Annotated in this window: 13 protein-coding genes; 6 read left to right on the plus strand and 7 right to left on the minus strand. The window is 72.7% G+C overall.

The features are described 5' to 3' along the window. Positions 1-17 precede the first annotated feature (17 nt). On the plus strand, positions 18-671 hold the full coding sequence (locus tag ABKA17_RS21435) for an RNA polymerase sigma factor (RefSeq protein WP_353693766.1): 654 nt from the start codon (positions 18-20) through the stop codon (positions 669-671). Beyond that, positions 664-1,662, plus strand: coding sequence for a CU044_5270 family protein (locus tag ABKA17_RS21440; protein WP_353693767.1), 999 nt, complete (start codon positions 664-666; stop codon positions 1,660-1,662). The genes ABKA17_RS21435 and ABKA17_RS21440 overlap by 8 nt, the downstream gene beginning before the upstream one ends. A gap of 24 nt (positions 1,663-1,686) precedes the next feature. Here the strand turns inward: ABKA17_RS21440 and ABKA17_RS21445 are convergent, their stop codons facing one another. The 4 genes from ABKA17_RS21445 to ABKA17_RS21460 form a co-directional block, all read right to left on the minus strand. After that, positions 1,687-2,505, minus strand: coding sequence for a chitosanase (locus ABKA17_RS21445; protein ID WP_353693768.1), 819 nt, complete (start codon positions 2,503-2,505; stop codon positions 1,687-1,689). Between the two features lie 131 nt (positions 2,506-2,636). After that, on the minus strand, positions 2,637-5,315 hold the full coding sequence (locus ABKA17_RS21450; RefSeq protein ID WP_353693769.1) for a SpoIIE family protein phosphatase: 2,679 nt from the start codon (positions 5,313-5,315) through the stop codon (positions 2,637-2,639). A 72-nt stretch (positions 5,316-5,387) separates the two neighbouring features. Next, on the minus strand, positions 5,388-7,838 hold the full coding sequence (locus ABKA17_RS21455) for a SpoIIE family protein phosphatase (RefSeq protein ID WP_353693770.1): 2,451 nt from the start codon (positions 7,836-7,838) through the stop codon (positions 5,388-5,390). A gap of 688 nt (positions 7,839-8,526) precedes the next feature. After that, positions 8,527-9,633 (minus strand): serine hydrolase domain-containing protein, encoded by a 1,107-nt coding sequence (locus tag ABKA17_RS21460; RefSeq protein ID WP_353693771.1) that lies wholly within the window; start codon positions 9,631-9,633, stop codon positions 8,527-8,529. Positions 9,634-9,768: 135 nt separating this feature from the next. Here ABKA17_RS21460 and ABKA17_RS21465 point away from each other — a divergent pair, with 135 nt between their 5' ends. After that, positions 9,769-10,998 carry a PP2C family protein-serine/threonine phosphatase gene (locus ABKA17_RS21465; RefSeq protein ID WP_353694224.1) on the plus strand — a complete coding sequence of 410 codons (1,230 nt, stop codon included), beginning with the start codon at positions 9,769-9,771 and terminating at the stop codon, positions 10,996-10,998. 25 nt (positions 10,999-11,023) lie between these two features. Here the strand turns inward: ABKA17_RS21465 and ABKA17_RS21470 are convergent, their stop codons facing one another. Then, positions 11,024-12,226 (minus strand): MFS transporter, encoded by a 1,203-nt coding sequence (locus tag ABKA17_RS21470; protein ID WP_502994326.1) that lies wholly within the window; start codon positions 12,224-12,226, stop codon positions 11,024-11,026. 113 nt (positions 12,227-12,339) lie between these two features. Here ABKA17_RS21470 and ABKA17_RS21475 point away from each other — a divergent pair, with 113 nt between their 5' ends. After that, on the plus strand, positions 12,340-13,269 hold the full coding sequence (locus ABKA17_RS21475; RefSeq protein ID WP_353693773.1) for a LysR family transcriptional regulator: 930 nt from the start codon (positions 12,340-12,342) through the stop codon (positions 13,267-13,269). Between the two features lie 25 nt (positions 13,270-13,294). Here the strand turns inward: ABKA17_RS21475 and ABKA17_RS21480 are convergent, their stop codons facing one another. Beyond that, positions 13,295-13,720, minus strand: coding sequence for an arsenate reductase ArsC (locus tag ABKA17_RS21480; RefSeq protein WP_353693774.1), 426 nt, complete (start codon positions 13,718-13,720; stop codon positions 13,295-13,297). Between the two features lie 58 nt (positions 13,721-13,778). On the opposite strand from ABKA17_RS21480, the gene ABKA17_RS21485 reads away from it, so the two are divergent. Continuing rightward, a complete protein-coding gene (locus ABKA17_RS21485; RefSeq protein ID WP_353693775.1) occupies positions 13,779-14,093 on the plus strand; it encodes an ArsR/SmtB family transcription factor in 315 nt (104 codons plus the stop codon). Between the two features lie 28 nt (positions 14,094-14,121). Continuing rightward, entirely contained in the window at positions 14,122-14,865 is a 744-nt protein-coding gene (locus tag ABKA17_RS21490) for an aquaporin (protein ID WP_353693776.1), read from the plus strand. On the opposite strand, the gene ABKA17_RS21495 is transcribed toward ABKA17_RS21490, so the two are convergent. Beyond that, positions 14,866-15,234, minus strand: coding sequence for an ArsR/SmtB family transcription factor (locus tag ABKA17_RS21495; RefSeq protein WP_353693777.1), 369 nt, complete (start codon positions 15,232-15,234; stop codon positions 14,866-14,868). Positions 15,235-15,333: the final 99 nt, after the last annotated feature.

Here is a 15,333-nt window from a genome sequence, read left to right on the forward strand (position 1 = left end):
GACTTCGAGGGAACCGCATGCAATCGACAAGCGATCCGCGCGTCCGGGACCGTCCGGAGGTCGACTCCCCGGAGGAAGCCCTCTCCGACGCCTCGGTCGTCGAGCGGTCCTGGGAGGAGCCTGATGCCTTCGAGATCCTCTTCCAGCGCTACGCCGACGACATCCACCGCTACGTGGCCCGACGGCTCGGCGCCGAAGCGGCCGACGACCTGATGGCCGAGACCTTCGTCGTCGCGTTCCAGCAGCGCCGCCGCTACGACCTGTCCCGACCGCAGGCCCGCCCGTGGCTGTACGGGATCGTCACCAACCTGGTCGGCCAGCACCGACGCGCCGAGGCGCGGCGGTTGAGGGCGTTCTCGCGCGTCGCCTCGACGGGGAGCGGCGACGGCGGTGAGGCGCTGGCCGACCGGGTGGTGGCGAGGGTCGGTGCCGAGCACTCCCGTGCCCAACTGGCAGGCGCCCTGGCCAAGTTGCCCGCGCGCTACCGGGACGTGCTGCTGGTGATCGCCTGGGGCGATCTGGACTACGCCGAGGCCGCGGAGGCCCTCGGCATCCCCGTGGGCACGGTGCGCTCACGGCTCAACCGGGCGCGGACCAGGCTGCGCGACGCACTGGGCGGGGCGGACCCCACAGCCCTTCACGAGGAGACCGAGGAGACCGATCGTGGATGACCTCACCGTGGTACGCGAGTTCGAGGCCGACGTGGCCCCGCTCACCGACGAGGCCCGTGGCGCCGCCCGCGTCCGACTGCGGCGCGCCATCATCCAGGAGGGGCGCCCGGGCGCGCTGTCACGGCGGCTGATGCTGAGGGCCGCGGTGGTCGGCACGGCCACGGCGGCGGTCGCGGGCGGCGTGGTCGTCGCCGGCCGGCACGAGGGCGGCGGGGGCGCGGACGCCCCGCGGATGGCGGCGCTGAGCGCGGCCGAGCTGCTTCAGAAGGCCGCGGTGCGATCCCGTGTCGTCGGCGCCGGGATGCCGATTCCCCGCGACGACCAGTACGTGTACACCAAGACGTACATCACCCGGACCTATGTGAAGGACGGGAAGCGCAGGACCTGGACGGACGAGAGCTGGATGTCCGTGGACGGCTCCAAGCCCTCCAGGCGCCAGGAGTACGGCAAGGTCCACCACGATCCGCCGCTGGGCAAGCACGAGGTGATGTGGCCGCCGACCGAGTACGCCGAGCTGGCGCAGTGGCCGACGGACCCGGACAAGCTCCTGGACAGGCTGCGGGGGGCCTGGAGCGCCGGCGACAAGTCGGCGCGGTGGACGGTGGGATCGGACAAGGCCCACTCGGCGCCGCTCAGTCAGGAGGACATCGACAGCATGGCGTTCGCGAACGCCGTCCAGTTCTTCGTGGTCCCGCGGATCATGCCTCCCGGGCTGGAGGCGGCCACGTTCGAGGCGGTCGCGCGGATCCCCCGCATCCGCATCGATCGTGAGGCGGTGGACGGCCTCGGCCGCAAGGGAGTGGCCGTCTCCTACCCGAAGTACGACTTCGCGTTCATCTTCGACGCGACCGACTACACGTACCTGGGGCTGCGTCAGAAGGGGAGCACCGCGGACCTGGTCGACGGGAAGTTCAAGTACCGCGACTGGTACCACGAGACGCGTGCCCGGCAGGAGCTGGGTGTCGTGGACCGTATCGGTCAACGCCCGTGACCGGGACCGCGGTGCCCGGGGCGGTCAGCCTATGTGGTAGCTGTCCCCGTACACCTTCCAGTCCAGCGGCGGGTTGAGGTCGAGGTTGCCCGCGCGCAGGAAGACCCGCTGGGCGGTGTCGACCCGGCTGGTGTCGCTGTGGGCCTCCTCCTGCTTCATGGCCCACACCCGCGCGTCCAGGAAGGCGTTGAGGTACGTCACCTCGTCGCCGCCCTGGGCCGGGGGCCGGGCCCGGTTCAGGGCGCGCTTTCGGATGTTGCGGAAGCTGGTCGGGTCGGTGCCGTCACCGTGCATGACGATGGCGTCGTAGTAGGCGAACTGGCCCAGCACGCGCAGTCCGTCGGCCTTGCCCTGGCGCACGGCCGGGTCGAAGTAGACGCGGTCCCGCTCGTCGTTCTGGGCCTGCCGGAAGGCCGCGTCCTGTGCGGCCTTGCGCCAGTCCCGGGGGAAGTTCGGGTCGAGCCCGGCGTGTGAGTCGGTGCCGTCGACCCGGCGCAGGGCGGGGAGGTAGGGGGCGAGGACGTTGCCGGGGCGGCGGTCGGCGTAGAGCTCGACGAGGTCGAGCATGTCGCCGGTACCGGAGCAGAAACCGATGATGCCGGCGGTGTAGCCGCGGCCGTCGCCGATGTCCTCGATGTACTTGTACTGGGCCTTCCAGTCGAGCGAGGAGTTCTCCGCGCTCGACACCAGCTGCATGGCGATCTCCTTCTTCGCCGGGTCGTCGAGTCCGATCGCCCTGGTGCGGGCCGTCGCGGCCGCGGGGGCGAGCAGCGGGACGGTCGCGAGGGACGCGCCCACGAGGGTGAGGAGGGTGCGGCGCGATGGGTGTACGGGATGCTTCACGGCGGCTCCAAAAGGAGGTGGGGGGTGGGGAGTTGGCCGTTCCTTGCACTGATAGGAAGGTTTCCTATCAGATGCGGGGCGCGAAGAACACCCATCGCGTCAAAGGTTCGTACCTATGAACAGGGCGCCGGCTACGGCAGCGGCTGCTCCGCCCAGATGACCTTGCCCTCGGGCGTGTACCGGGTGCCCCAGCGCTCGGTGAGCTGGGCGACGAGGAACAGGCCGCGGCCGCCCTCGTCGGTCATCGCCGCATACCGCAGATGGGGCGAGGTGCTGCTGCTGTCGAACACCTCGCAGATCAGGCTGCGGTCGAGCAGCACCCGGACGCGGATGGGCTCACCGCCGTAGCGGATCGCGTTGGTCACCAGCTCGCTCAGGATCAGCTCGGTGGTGAACTCCAGCTCCTCCAGGCCCCATCGGGACAGCTGCCGGGAGACGTCGGCGCGGACCCGGGCCACGGCCGCCGGATCCGACGGCACGTCCCACTCGGCGACCCGGTCGGCGCCCAGCGCCCGGGTGCGGGCCACGATCAGGGCGATGTCGTCGCCGGCCCGGGAGGTGAGCCGGGAGTCCAGCACCGCCCGGCAGGTGTCCTCCGGCGAGTCGCCCGCCTGCGCCAGCGCGGCCCGCAGCAGCTCGAGGCCCACGTCGATGTCCCGCTCGCGGTCCTCGACCAGCCCGTCCGTGTAGAGCACGAGGCGGCTGCCCTCGGCCAGTTCGAGATCGGCCGTCTCGAACGGCAGGCCGCCGAGCCCCAGCGGGGGACCGGCGGGCACGTCGGGGAACTCCACGGTGCCGTCGGGGTGGATCAGGGCGGGCGGCGGGTGCCCGGCGCGGGCGACGGTGCAACGCCGCGCGACCGGGTCGTACACGGCGTACAGACAGGTCGCGCCGGTGACCGGGGCGCTGTCGCCGTCCTCGGTCTCGTCCTGGTCGATGCGGCCGACCAACTCGTCGAGCAGCGCGAGTAGTTCTTCGGGCGGGAGGTCGAGGGCGGAGAAGTTGTGGACCGCGGTGCGCAGTCGGCCCATGGTCGCCGCCGCGTACAGGCCGTGGCCGACGACATCGCCGACCACGAGCGCGACCCGGGCGCCGGACAGGGGCAGTACGTCGAACCAGTCGCCGCCCACGCCGGCTTGCGCGGGCAGATAGCGGTAGGCGATGTCCAGGGCGTTCTGCTCGGGCAGGTTGCGCGGCAGCAGGCTGCGCTGGAGCGTGACCGCCATGGTGTGCTCGCGGGTGTAGCGGCGGGCGTTGTCGATGGAGACCGCGGCCCGGGCCACCAGCTCCTCCGCCAGGGCGAGTTCGTCGGTGTCGAACGGCGCGGGCTTCTCCGAGCGCCAGAAGTTGACCACGCCCAGGACCAGGGCGCCCGCGCGCAGCGGGACCGCGATCAGCGAGTGGATGCCGAACTGAAGGACCTGCGCGGTGCGTTCGAGATCCTGGGCGCGCCAGCCGGGGGACTCGGCCAGCCGCGCTTCGAGGACCGCCTGTCCGGAGCGCAGCGCGTGGATCTGCGGGGAGGACGCGACCAGGCGCATCCGGTCGCCCACCGAGTGCAGCGGCGCGTCCTTGCGGATCCCGCTGAATGCCGTGCGGCGCAGATCGGTGCCCGAATCCGGCTGCCCGCCGCTCAGCACCGCGTCGAACAGGTCCACGGTGACGAAGTCCGCGAACCGCGGGACGGCCAGTTCCGCGAGCTCCTCGGCGGTGCGGGTCACGTCCAGGCTGGTGCCGATGCCCACCCCGGCGTCGTACAGCATGTTCAGGCGCTCCCGTGCCGCCTCCGCCCGTCCGGACAGGGCCCGCAGCTCGGTGGAGTCGCGCAGGGTCGCCACGCTGCCCGCGGGGCCGCCCTCCAGGTCCGTCAGGCGCTGGTTGACGGCGAGCAGCCGGTCGCCGACCAGGTGCACCTCGTCCGTGGCCACCCGCCCGGAGGCCAGCAGGTCCGCCGTGTCAGCCGGCAGGCCGAGCTCCAGGACGTGCCGGCCCTCGGCGTCGGCGGGCAGATGGAGCAGCCGCTGCGCCTCGTCGTTGGCGAGCAGCAGCCGGCCCTCGCCGCTCACGATGATCACGCCCTCGCGCACGGCGTGCAGAACGGCGTCGTGGTGCTCGTACATCCGGGTCATCTCGTGCGGACCCAGGCCGTGTGTCTGGCGCCGCAGCCGTCTGCTGACCAGTGCCGTGCCCGCCGTCGCCAGGGCGAGTCCGCCGAACGCGGCGGCCAGCAGGAGCGGCATCTGCTCGTCGGCCGTACCGCCCACGTGCTCCGTGGTGATGCCGGCCGACACCAGCCCCACGACCTTCCCGTCGGGCGCCTTGATGGGGACGACGGCCTGCACCAGCCGGCCGATGGTCCCGTCGATCTCCTCGGTCACCACCTGGCCCGCCAGCGCGGGCGCCAGCGTGCCGACGAACTTCTTCCCGATCCGGTCCGGCTTGGGGTGCGTGTAGCGGATCCCGTCGGGGTTCAGGACGACGATGAAGTCCACCCCGGTGGCCTTGCGCGCGGCCTCGGCTCTGGGTTGCAGGACCGCTGTGGGATCGGGGGCGCTCAGGGCCTCTTCGGTGCCCGGGGCGTTGGCGAAGGCCTCGGCGACGGCGACCGATCGGTTGCGGGCCTCGGTCGTGCTGTCGTGGCGTACCTGGAGCACCAGCGCCACCACCGCGGCCACCACCAGCAGCAGCACGATCACGACCTGCGAGAGGAACACCTGTCCGGCGACGCTGCGCCAGCCCAGGGTCGAGCGCACCTCGGCGACTCGCCCGCGCCGCGACCGGCCTGCGTCACGCTGCGAGAGTCGGGCCATGTGCCATGTCTACACTGCACGGCCCCGTGAGGCGAGAGGCGTCACACACCGTGACACGTCTCTTACCCTGTCTCATCGCTGTCGGCGGCGCGTGGCGAGCAGCAGCGCGATGTCGTCGGGCCGGTCGGTGGCCTGCCGGGCCGCCGCGGTGAGCCAGTCGGCCACGCCCGCGAGGCGTGCGGTGGGGGCGCCGGCCCGGGCGAGGGCGACGCGCAGTACGCCGATGCCGTCGTCGATGTCGACACCGGGCCGCTCGACCAGCCCGTCGGTGTAGAGCGCAAGGACGGCGCCGGGCTGGATCCGGAACTCCGTGACCGGGTAACGGGCGCCGGGGTCCACACCGAGCACGACGCCGCCGGCCAGGTCCAGGACGCGGGTGCTGCCGTCGGGGTTGCGCAGCAGGGGCGGCGGGTGTCCGGCGCGGGCCGCCCGGGCGAGCCCGGTGACCGGGTCGAGGCGGATGTAGCAGCAACTGGCGAACTGGCCGGGGTCGAGGTCGATGAGGAGATGGTTCGTGCCGCTCATCACCTCGTCGGGCGGCCGGTCGCCCAGTGCGAACGCCCTGACCGCGCTGCGGAGTTGACCCATCGTCGCGGCGGCCTGCACACCGTGGCCCTGGACGTCGCCGATCACCAGGGCCAGACCGTCGCCCGCCTCGACGACGTCGTACCAGTCACCGCCCACCTCCATGCCCTGGGTGCCGGGCAGATAGCGGCCCGCGGTCTCCACCAGCGGATGGTCCGTCAGACGCCGGGGCAGCAGCGCCTGTTGCAGACCGCGGGCGAGGGCGGCCTCGCTCTCGTAGCGCTGGGCCTTCTCCATGGCGTGGGCGATCAGCCCGGCGAGCGCGGTCAGCACCGAGCGCTCCTCGCCGCTGAAGGTGCGGGGGCGGTCGAAGCCCAGGATGCAGGAGCCGACCGGGCGACCGGAGGCGATGAGTGGCAGGAAGGCGCGGGCGCCCTCCGTGGCGTCCAGTGGGATGCCCGGGTAGGCGGCGGTGAGCTGCTGCATCGAGTCGAAGAACAGCGGCCGGCCGGTGGTGAGGGTCTCGACCCCGGGCAGGTTCTCGTCCAGCCCCACGCCGTCGAACGGGGCGAGGAACCCCGGCGGGAAGCCGGACTCCCACGCGAGGTACAGATGGCGGTCCTGGAGCAGGTAGATCGCCAGTCGGCGCCCGCCGAACACGGGCAGGAGCTCCTTCATCACCACCGCGGACACCTGACGGGCGGTGACCGCCTCGGTCAGCGCGATGGCCAGGACGATCGGACGGTACAGCGGCGCCAGGGACGACGTACCCGCGTCGGCGGCGGCCGAGGAGTCCGGCATACGGCTCGTCGGCTGCACCGTGCAGGTCAGCACGTCCGGGCCGGGATAGACCGACAGCGCGAGCCAGTCGCCCTCGTAGGCGGCGTCCAGGTCGGGCGGCCGCCGCACATGCAGATGCACCGGGTCCGGGGAGAGCAGGGCGCTGCGCAGATGGTCCTCGAAGTCGGGCTGGTTCAGCCACGGCACGCCCTCCCACAGCGGTCGGCCGAGCAGGACGTCCCGCGGGCGGTGCAGGAGCTGGGCGGCGCGCGGATTGGCGTAGGCGACCAGCCCGAGCCGGTCCAGACAGAACACGCCCTCCGGCAACAGGTCGGCGGCGGCGTCGGCAGCGGAGCCGGGACCCGGGTCGAGGACGAAGCCCCTGACCGGCCGCGCGCCCGACCCGGCCGGGGCGGCGTCCGGGGTCCAGAACTCCATGAGCCGCAGACCGCCGTCCGCGACCCGCACGTACAGCGGCAGCGACGGGGTGCTCGCGGCCGCCTCCCGCAGCGCGGCCAGCACCCGCTGGGTGTCGTCCGGGGCGACGGCCCGGGCCAGCGCCTCGACGGTGCCGTCGAAGTCCGTCGGCGCCACGCCGAGCAGGGCGTGCAGATGCGCGTCCGCGGTGACCATGCCGGTCGCCGGATCCCAGGCGAACCGCCCGAGCCGACCCGCCGAGGGGTGGGTGGTCGGCGGCCGTACGCACAGCGGCTCGGTGTCCCAGACGAGCGGGTCCGCGCCCCGCAGCTCCTCCAGGCGCCGGGCCAGCTCGTCGGCCACCCGGGCGACCCGCTCCTGCTCGATCTGCACCTCGGCGGCGTCGGAGGCGGCGGGGCGCAGCACGGTCAGCACCCCGAAGGTCGTGTCCGTCCCCACGACCGGCACGTACAGCGACCCGAACTGGAAGGGCAGTCCGGCGGCGAACTGGGGGTAGCAGCGCATGGTCTCCGTGGCGTTCGGCAGGACCACCTGCGTACCGAGCCGATAGGCGTCGGCGACCGGGAACGGGCGATCGACGTGCAGCCGCCACCAGGGCCGGAACAGCGGCCCCGGCAGCCCGGCCAGCACCGCCAGGCGCAGCGTCCCGGACGTGCTCGAGCGCAGGTAGACCCCACCGGCGTGACCTCCGGCCGCGCCGATCGCCTCAGTCGAGGCGTCGATCAGCAGCGCGGCCAGCCGTCCCGGCGTCCGGTGCGTGTCCTCGCCGCTCCCAGTCATCGGCCTGCCTCGTCCCTGGGCCGCCCCACGGGCGACACAGCAAGAATGCGCCACGAGGGGCCTGCGGCGCATCCGGGTGGGGCAGGTGCGCACGAAGTCGGTGGCGGGACGACGGACGAAGTCAGTGGCGGGACGAACGGCACACCGCAGCGGACCTGGCATGACATGCGGACCGGGCCTCGGCCGCCTGTCCTGGTGAGGCCCGTGGCGGGGCAGGGGCCGTACGGCTCGTGCCCCGAACCCGTCACCGTGGGCCGGGGCGTGGCCGCTCGGCCTGGCGAGACCCGCCGCGTGGCCGACGCCGGATCCTGTGCCGTGCGCGTGTCCTGGCGGCCGGGCTCGCCGCCGGCTCCTGGGCAGCTCGCGACTGGGCGACGCTGTAAGGCGGCTTGTGCCATGGCCGGCCCCGCCGGTCGGGGCTCGGCCGGTTGCTCCTGCGAGCCGGTCGTGGGAGAGGGTGCTGTGTGGCTTGTGCCCCGTGCCGACGAGGGCGCCGCCGACCTTGTGGGCCAGTCCGGCGTGCACCTGTGAGCCGGCCGTGAGGGAGCGCCCCGTGCGGCGTGTGCCCCGTGCCTGCCCTGCCGGCCGGGGACCCGCGGCTGTCGCCGTCGAAGCCCGCCGCGCTGCCCGTGTGTGCCCCCTGTACCGTCGCGCTGCCTGTGTCCCGACCGTCGAGTCTGCCGGGAGCTCAGGCGTTGAGGCCCTGGAGGCCCTCGTAGGCGGCCATGACCAGTTCCAGGCCTCGGTTGTCGGCGTCGGGCTCGCGCATCTGGTTGGTCACGTAGGCCACCGTCATCCGGTTGGCCGGGTCGATCATGACCAGGGAGCCGCCCCAGCCGCCCCAGCCGTACGTGGTGCCGAAGCGGCCGTAGCCGAGGCCCCAGCTCACCGGCATGCCCAGGATGCGGTCCTCGCCGCTGTACTGCTCCTCCCAGGCCCGCTCGCACCCCGCCGGGGACAGCAGCCGTACGTCGCCCACCGTGCCCGCGCACGCCATCGCCGACTGGACGAGGGCGACCGAACGGGCGTTGCCGAAGCCGCTCGCCGCGGGGATCTGGGCGCGGCGCCAGGACATGCTGTTGCCGTCCCGGAGCCGGATCCCGGTCGCCGTGGAGGGGGCCGGGTCCTGGCCGGCCGCCCCGGCGACGTAGTCCTCGTCCCGCCCGTGCGGCGGTACGGCGAGGGCGACGCGGTGGTCGTGCTCGGCGGGCAGGCCCATACGGAAGTCGGCGCCGAGCGGACCGGCCACCTCCTCGGCGAAGAACGCGCCCGGTGTCCGGCCCGTGATCCGGCGAAGGACCTCCCCGACGAGGAACCCCTGCGTCAGCGAGTGGTAGCCCGCGGCCGTGCCCGGCTCCCACTGCGGGGGCAGCGCGGCCAGCCGGGCCGTGACCGCCTCCCAGTCGTACAGTTCCTCGACCGGTCCGTCGTAGTCCGGCAGGCCCGCGGTGTGGGAGAGCACGTGCCGGACGAGCACCTTCTCCTTGCCCGCCGCGGCGAACTCCGGCCAGTACCGCGCGACCGGCGCGTCCAGGTCGAGCTCGCCCCGGTCCGCCAGCACCAGGGCGGACAGCGCCGTCATCGTCTTGGTCACCGACCAGACGTTGGTGACCGTGTCCAGCTCCCACGGCGCCGTGCGGCCGGCGTCGGCGAAACCGCCCCAGACGTCCACCACGGGCCTGCCGTCCACGAACACAGCGGCCGAACCACCGGCGTCCCCGTCGTCCAGGAAAGCGGCCAGCGCGTTCGGCACGGCGGTGAACAGATCGTCGTACGAGCCCCGGATGTCTGCCATGCGCGGAATCTAGCCCGGGGTGACAGGAGCGGGGCAACCGATTTTCCGGGCCGTCGGCCCGAGGGAACCCACACAGGTCGCCCACGGCTCATATCGTGGGAAGTGATGCGATATCGGCAGCGAGGCGGCAGAGCCATGGCGGACGCGGAGATCGACTACGCGGCGGTGTTCCAGTCGCTGCCCGGCATGGTGGCACTGCTGACCCCTGAGCTGGTGTACGCGGACGCCAACGAGCAGTTCGTCCGCATGTCGGGCCGCAGCCGGCAGCAGCTGGTCGGCAACTACCTGTTCGACGTCTTCCCCGACAACCCCGACGACCCGGCCGCCTCCGGCATGCGCAACCTGGCCGCCTCCCTCCGGCGCGTCCTGGCCACCGGCGAGCGCGACACCATGGCCATGCAGCGCTACGACGTCCAGTCGATGGAGCAGCCCGGGCGCTGGGAGGAGCGCTACTGGAGCCCGGTCAACGCCCCCGTGCTGGGCCCCGACGGCGAGGTCGTGCTGCTGGTGCACCGGGTGGAGGAGGTCACCGAGTTCATCCGCGACCGCGGCGGGCCCACCGACACCCGGGCGCGGGCGCTGGAGGCCGAACTGTACTTCCGCGCACGGGAGTTGCAGGAGGTCAACGAGCGCCTGAGAAGGGCCCACGCCCGCGAGCGCGAGGTGGCGCTGGCGCTCCAGGAGGCGATGCTGCCGACACCTCGGCTGAAGAAGGACGGCCGGGTGGCCGTCCGCTACCGGCCCGCGATCGGCGCGCTGAACGTGTGCGGCGACTGGTACGACCTCGTCGACCTGGTCGGCGGCGACCGCATCGGTGTCGCGGTCGGCGACGTCGTCGGCCACGGACTGGCGGCCGCCTGCGCGATGGGCCAGCTGCGCAGCGCGCTGAGCGCCGCCTCACGGGTGGCCGACGGCCCGGCGCAGGCCCTCGACGTGCTGGGCCGGTACGCGCACGTGGTGGCCGGCGCGGAGTCCGCCACGGTGGTCATCACCTTCGTCGACTTCGCCGCCCGCACCATCTCCTACAGCAGCGCCGGCCACCTCCCGCCGGCGCTCGTCCACGCCGACGGCAGGGTCGAGTTCCTCGACGCGGCGACCGATCCGCCGCTGGACGCCAGCCCCGACCCCGTCCCCCGGCCGCAGGCGACCACCACCTTCGCCGACGGTGCCACGCTGGTGCTCTACACCGACGGACTGGTGGAACGCCGCCGCGAGGACATCGACACCGGCCTCGAACGCCTGGCGGACGCCCTGGTCCGGCACCGGTCCGCCGACCCGGAGACCCTCGCGGACGCGGTCCTGCGGGAACTGCTCCCACCGGAGGGGGCCACGGACGACACGGCCCTGGTCGTCGTACGACTCTGAGGGACCGGCCCGGGTCCGCCGTCGGTCAGGCCGGCTGTGGCGCACGTCTGCCGAGCAGGAGCGGGGTGGCGAGGAGCAGGAGGCCGGCCGCGGCGAGGGCGGTGCGGGTGCTGGTGAGGGTGGCCAGCAGGCCCCACAGGGCGGTCAGGGCGGCGATGGTCAGTTTGGAGCTGATGGACCAGGCGGACAGGGTGCGGGCGACGCGGTCGGGCGGGGTGTGCTCGAACCGGGACGTGGCCAGCACCGGGTTGAAGACGCCGATGCAGGTGATGAGCCCGAGTTCGACCACCATGACGAGCAGCAGACCGGGGACGCCGGGGCCGACGAAGGCCAGGCCGAGCGGCCAGCACGCGCGCAGTGTCCCGGCGGTGACCAGGACCCTGCGCTGTCCGAACCGTGCCACGAGCCGCCGCGACAGACGGGAGCCGATCAGTCCGCCGACACACGGCACGGCGAAGGCGAGGCTGAACTGCCAGGGCGCGAAGTCGAGGGTGCCGAGCATGAGGACGGAGAGCAGGGGAGCGCCTACCATGATCAGGCCGTTGACGAGGACGGCGTTGAGGAACAGCGGGCGCAGCACCGGGTGGGTGAGGATGAAACGCCAACCCTCCAGCAGATCACGGGAGTTGAGGCGGGCCCCCGAGTCGGGCCGCAGGGGCCGGGGCTCCTTGTGGTCGCCCATGGCGCGGATCCCGACCGCCGACAGCAGATAGCTGACGGCGTCGGCGGCGATGGTCACCACCGGCCCGAACAGACCGATCGCCGCGCCGCCGAGGGGTGGTCCGACCATGGTCGTGGTCCACGTCGTGGCCTCGAAGCGCCCGTTCGCGACCAGCAGCTCCTGCTGGGGCAGCAGTCCCTTGAGGCAGGCGCCGGAGGCGGCGGTGAAGGTGATGTCGGCCGCGGCGACGAGCACTGACACAACCAGGAGTTGTACGAAGCTCAGCCGGTCGAGCGCGTACGCGACCGGGATGCTGATCAGCAGGGCGAACCGGGCCAGGTCCATCCCCATCATCACCGGCCGCTTGCGGCGGAACTCCACCCACGGGCCCAGCGGCACCGCCACCACCGCGCCGACCGCGAGCCCGGCGGCCGCCAGCGCCGACACCTGGGCCGGACCGGCGTGCAGGACCAGGATAGCGATGAGCGGAAAGGCGTTGAGGGCCAGCGCGGTACCGAGCGCGCTCACCGAGTACGCCGCCCACAACCACCCGAAGGACCGCCCCATGCCGCCGCCTCTCTCTTGATCCCCGGACATCCAAGCGGGCGACGGAACCGCAGATCAAACAACCTCCGAGCGGCTCGTCCACAACCAATGGTTGTGTCTTTAGGATGGCGGGCATGGACCTCGACGCCGTACGGACGTTCGTGGTGGCCGCGGAGACGGGACGGCTCCAGGACGCCGCCACGACCCTGTCGGTCACCCAGCAGGCGGTCTCCAAGCGCGTCGCCGCGCTCGAGAAGGAGCTCGCCGTACGGCTGTTCACGCGCACTGCGCGCGGAGTGCGGCTCACCATCGACGGACAGGCGTTCCTGCCCCACGCGCGGGCCCTCCTCGACGCCGCGGAGCGGGCCCTGGCCTCCGTACGGCCCGGCTCACGCGCGCTGCGGGTCGACGTGATCGGCCGCCGGCTCGGCCCCGCAGCGCTGCTGCGCCGCTTCCACCGCGCCCATCCCGAGGTCGAACTCGACGTGGTGACCCTGTTCGACGCCGAGGAAGCGCTCACCGCTCTGCGCTTCGGGACGATCGACGCGTCCTTCCGCGCCGTCACCGTCCCCGCCCGCCAGCTCCCCGACGGCATCGCGGCGGTCCGGGTCTACGACGAGCCCGTCCAGTTGCTGACCGGCCCGCGGCACGCCCTGGCCACGGTCCGCGAAGTCACCCCGGCACGGCTCGCCGGGCACCGCATCTGGATGCCCGGCCTCGTCGCCGGTACCGAATGGGCGTCGTACTACGACGAACTCGCCCTCGCCTTCGGCCTCACCATCGAGGCGACGGGCCCCGACTTCGGCACCGACCCGCTCCTGGACACGATCGCCGACTCACCGCACCTGGCCACCCTGGTCGGCGAGGAGACCCGGATGGTCTGGCCCACCGACCAGGACCTGCGCCGTATCGCGCTGCGCGACCCGATGCCGGTCTACCCGCACTCACTGCTGTGGCGGTCCGACAACCCCCACCCCGCCCTCACGACCCTGCGCGGCCATCTCGACGGCGCACGGTTCGGCCCGGGTGACGTGGAGACCTGGACGCCGCACTGGGCGAGGTGAGACGGCGGGCGGGGGACCGTACTCGTCAGGGGGCGACGGCCGGGCGGGCGTCGATCTCGGCGATCAGCGCCTCGATACGGGCCTTGATCGCGTCCCGGATCGGTCGGACGGCCTCGACACCCTTGCCCGCCGGGTCCTCCAGCGCCCAGTCGAGGTACTTCTTGCCGGGAAAGACCGGGCAGGCGTCACCGCAGCCCATGGTGATGACGTAGTCGGACGCCTGAACGGCCTCGGTGGTGAGGATCTTCGGCTCGGCCGCGGAGATGTCGACACCGACCTCACGCATCGCCTCGACCGCTGCCGGGTTGACCCGGTCGCCCGGCACGGAACCGGCGGAGCGCACCTCGATCCGGTCGCCGGCGAGATGGCGCAGGAAACCGGCGGCCATCTGGGAGCGCCCGGCGTTGTGGACACAGACGAACAGCACGGAGGCGGGCGGGCTGGAGGGCATCAGGGCTTCCTTGGGGCGAGGTTGGAATCAGCGCGGAGTGATGTGAAAGTATCAGCCCATGCTGACGTCAGTCGACACTGATCTGTTGCGGGTCCTGGCCGACCCGCTGCGCCTGCGGATCGTCACCCTGCTCGCCCGGGAGACGCTCTGCACCACGCACCTGATCGAGGAGACGGGGGCGCGGCAGACGAACCTCTCCAACCATCTGAGGGTGCTGAGGGAGGCGGGCGTCGTGGAGACCGAACCGTGCGGCCGCTTCACCTACTACCGGCTCAGGCCGGAGGTCATCGCCGCCCTCGCGAGCCAGTTCACCGAGCTGGCGGCGACCGCCCGGGCCACCGCCGAGAACCACGTCAAACGGTCCTGTCCCTGATCCGCCACGGCCTTCCCGAGGAGCCCCGTTGACCGTCACCGATGCCGCCGCCGCGGCCCGGACGGACCCGACCGCAGCCCCACCACGCGCGCCGCTCGTCGCCCGCGCGACCGCCGAACTGCTCGGCACCGCCGCGCTGGTCGCGGTCGTCGTCGGCTCCGGCATCCAGGCGACCGAGCTGACCCGGGACGTCGGCGTCCAGCTCCTCGCCAACTCCCTCGCCACCGTCTTCGGCCTCGGCGTCCTGATCCTGCTGCTCGGCCCGGTGTCCGGGGCGCACTTCAACCCCGTGGTCACGCTAGCCGAGTGGTGGACGGCCCGACGCGGCGGCGACGGGGTCACGGCCCGCGAGGTCGCGGTGTACGTCCCCGCGCAGACCGCCGGAGCGACGGCGGGCGCGATCCTGGCGGACGCCATGTTCGGCGAGCCGCTGGTGCGATGGTCCACGCACGACCGCTCGGCCGGCCATCTGCTGCTGGGCGAGGCGGTGGCCACCGCCGGCCTGATCCTGCTGATCTTCGGCCTCGCCCGCACGGACCGCCTCCGCTTCGCGCCGGTGGCCGTGGCCTCGTACATCGGCTCGGCGTACTGGTTCACCTCGTCGACGTCCTTCGCCAACCCGGCGGTGACGGTCGGCCGGGCCTTCACCGACACGTTCGCGGGCATAGCGCCGGGCTCGGTGCCGGGGTTCGTCGCCGCCCAGCTCGTCGGGGCGACGGTCGGACTGGCTCTGGTGGCGATCGTCTTCGTACGCGGACGGACCACCCCGTAGTCATCCCAGGGTGCCGAGCATCCGCCCCAGCGCGGCGACCACCGACGGCTCCACCCGGTAGTACACCCAGGTGCCGCGCCGCTCGGAGCTGAGCAGCCCGGCCTCTTTCAGCTTCTTCAGGTGGTGGGAGACGGTCGGCTGGGAGACGCCGACGTCGGAGATGTCGCACACGCACGCCTCGCCGCCGTCGTGGGAGGCGACCAGTGAGAACAGCCGCAGTCGCACGGGGTCGCCGAGCGCCTTGAACATCGTGGCGGTCCGCTCGGCCTCGTCGGCGGTCAGGGGGCGCTCGGTCAGGGGCGGGCAGCACGGTGCCGCGGTGCCGGAGACCTCGGGGTCGAGCAGTGGCAGCGTCTCGGAGTTCGACATGCATCTATGTTGACACTTGTCGAATCAGGTGCCAAGCTGACTTCTGTATCGACGAACGTCGAATCAAGTGTGGAACAAGTCGAAGCAAGTGTTGAACAA

Source organism: Streptomyces sp. RG80 (assembly GCF_040446465.1).
In the GTDB taxonomy this organism is placed as follows: domain Bacteria; phylum Actinomycetota; class Actinomycetes; order Streptomycetales; family Streptomycetaceae; genus Streptomyces.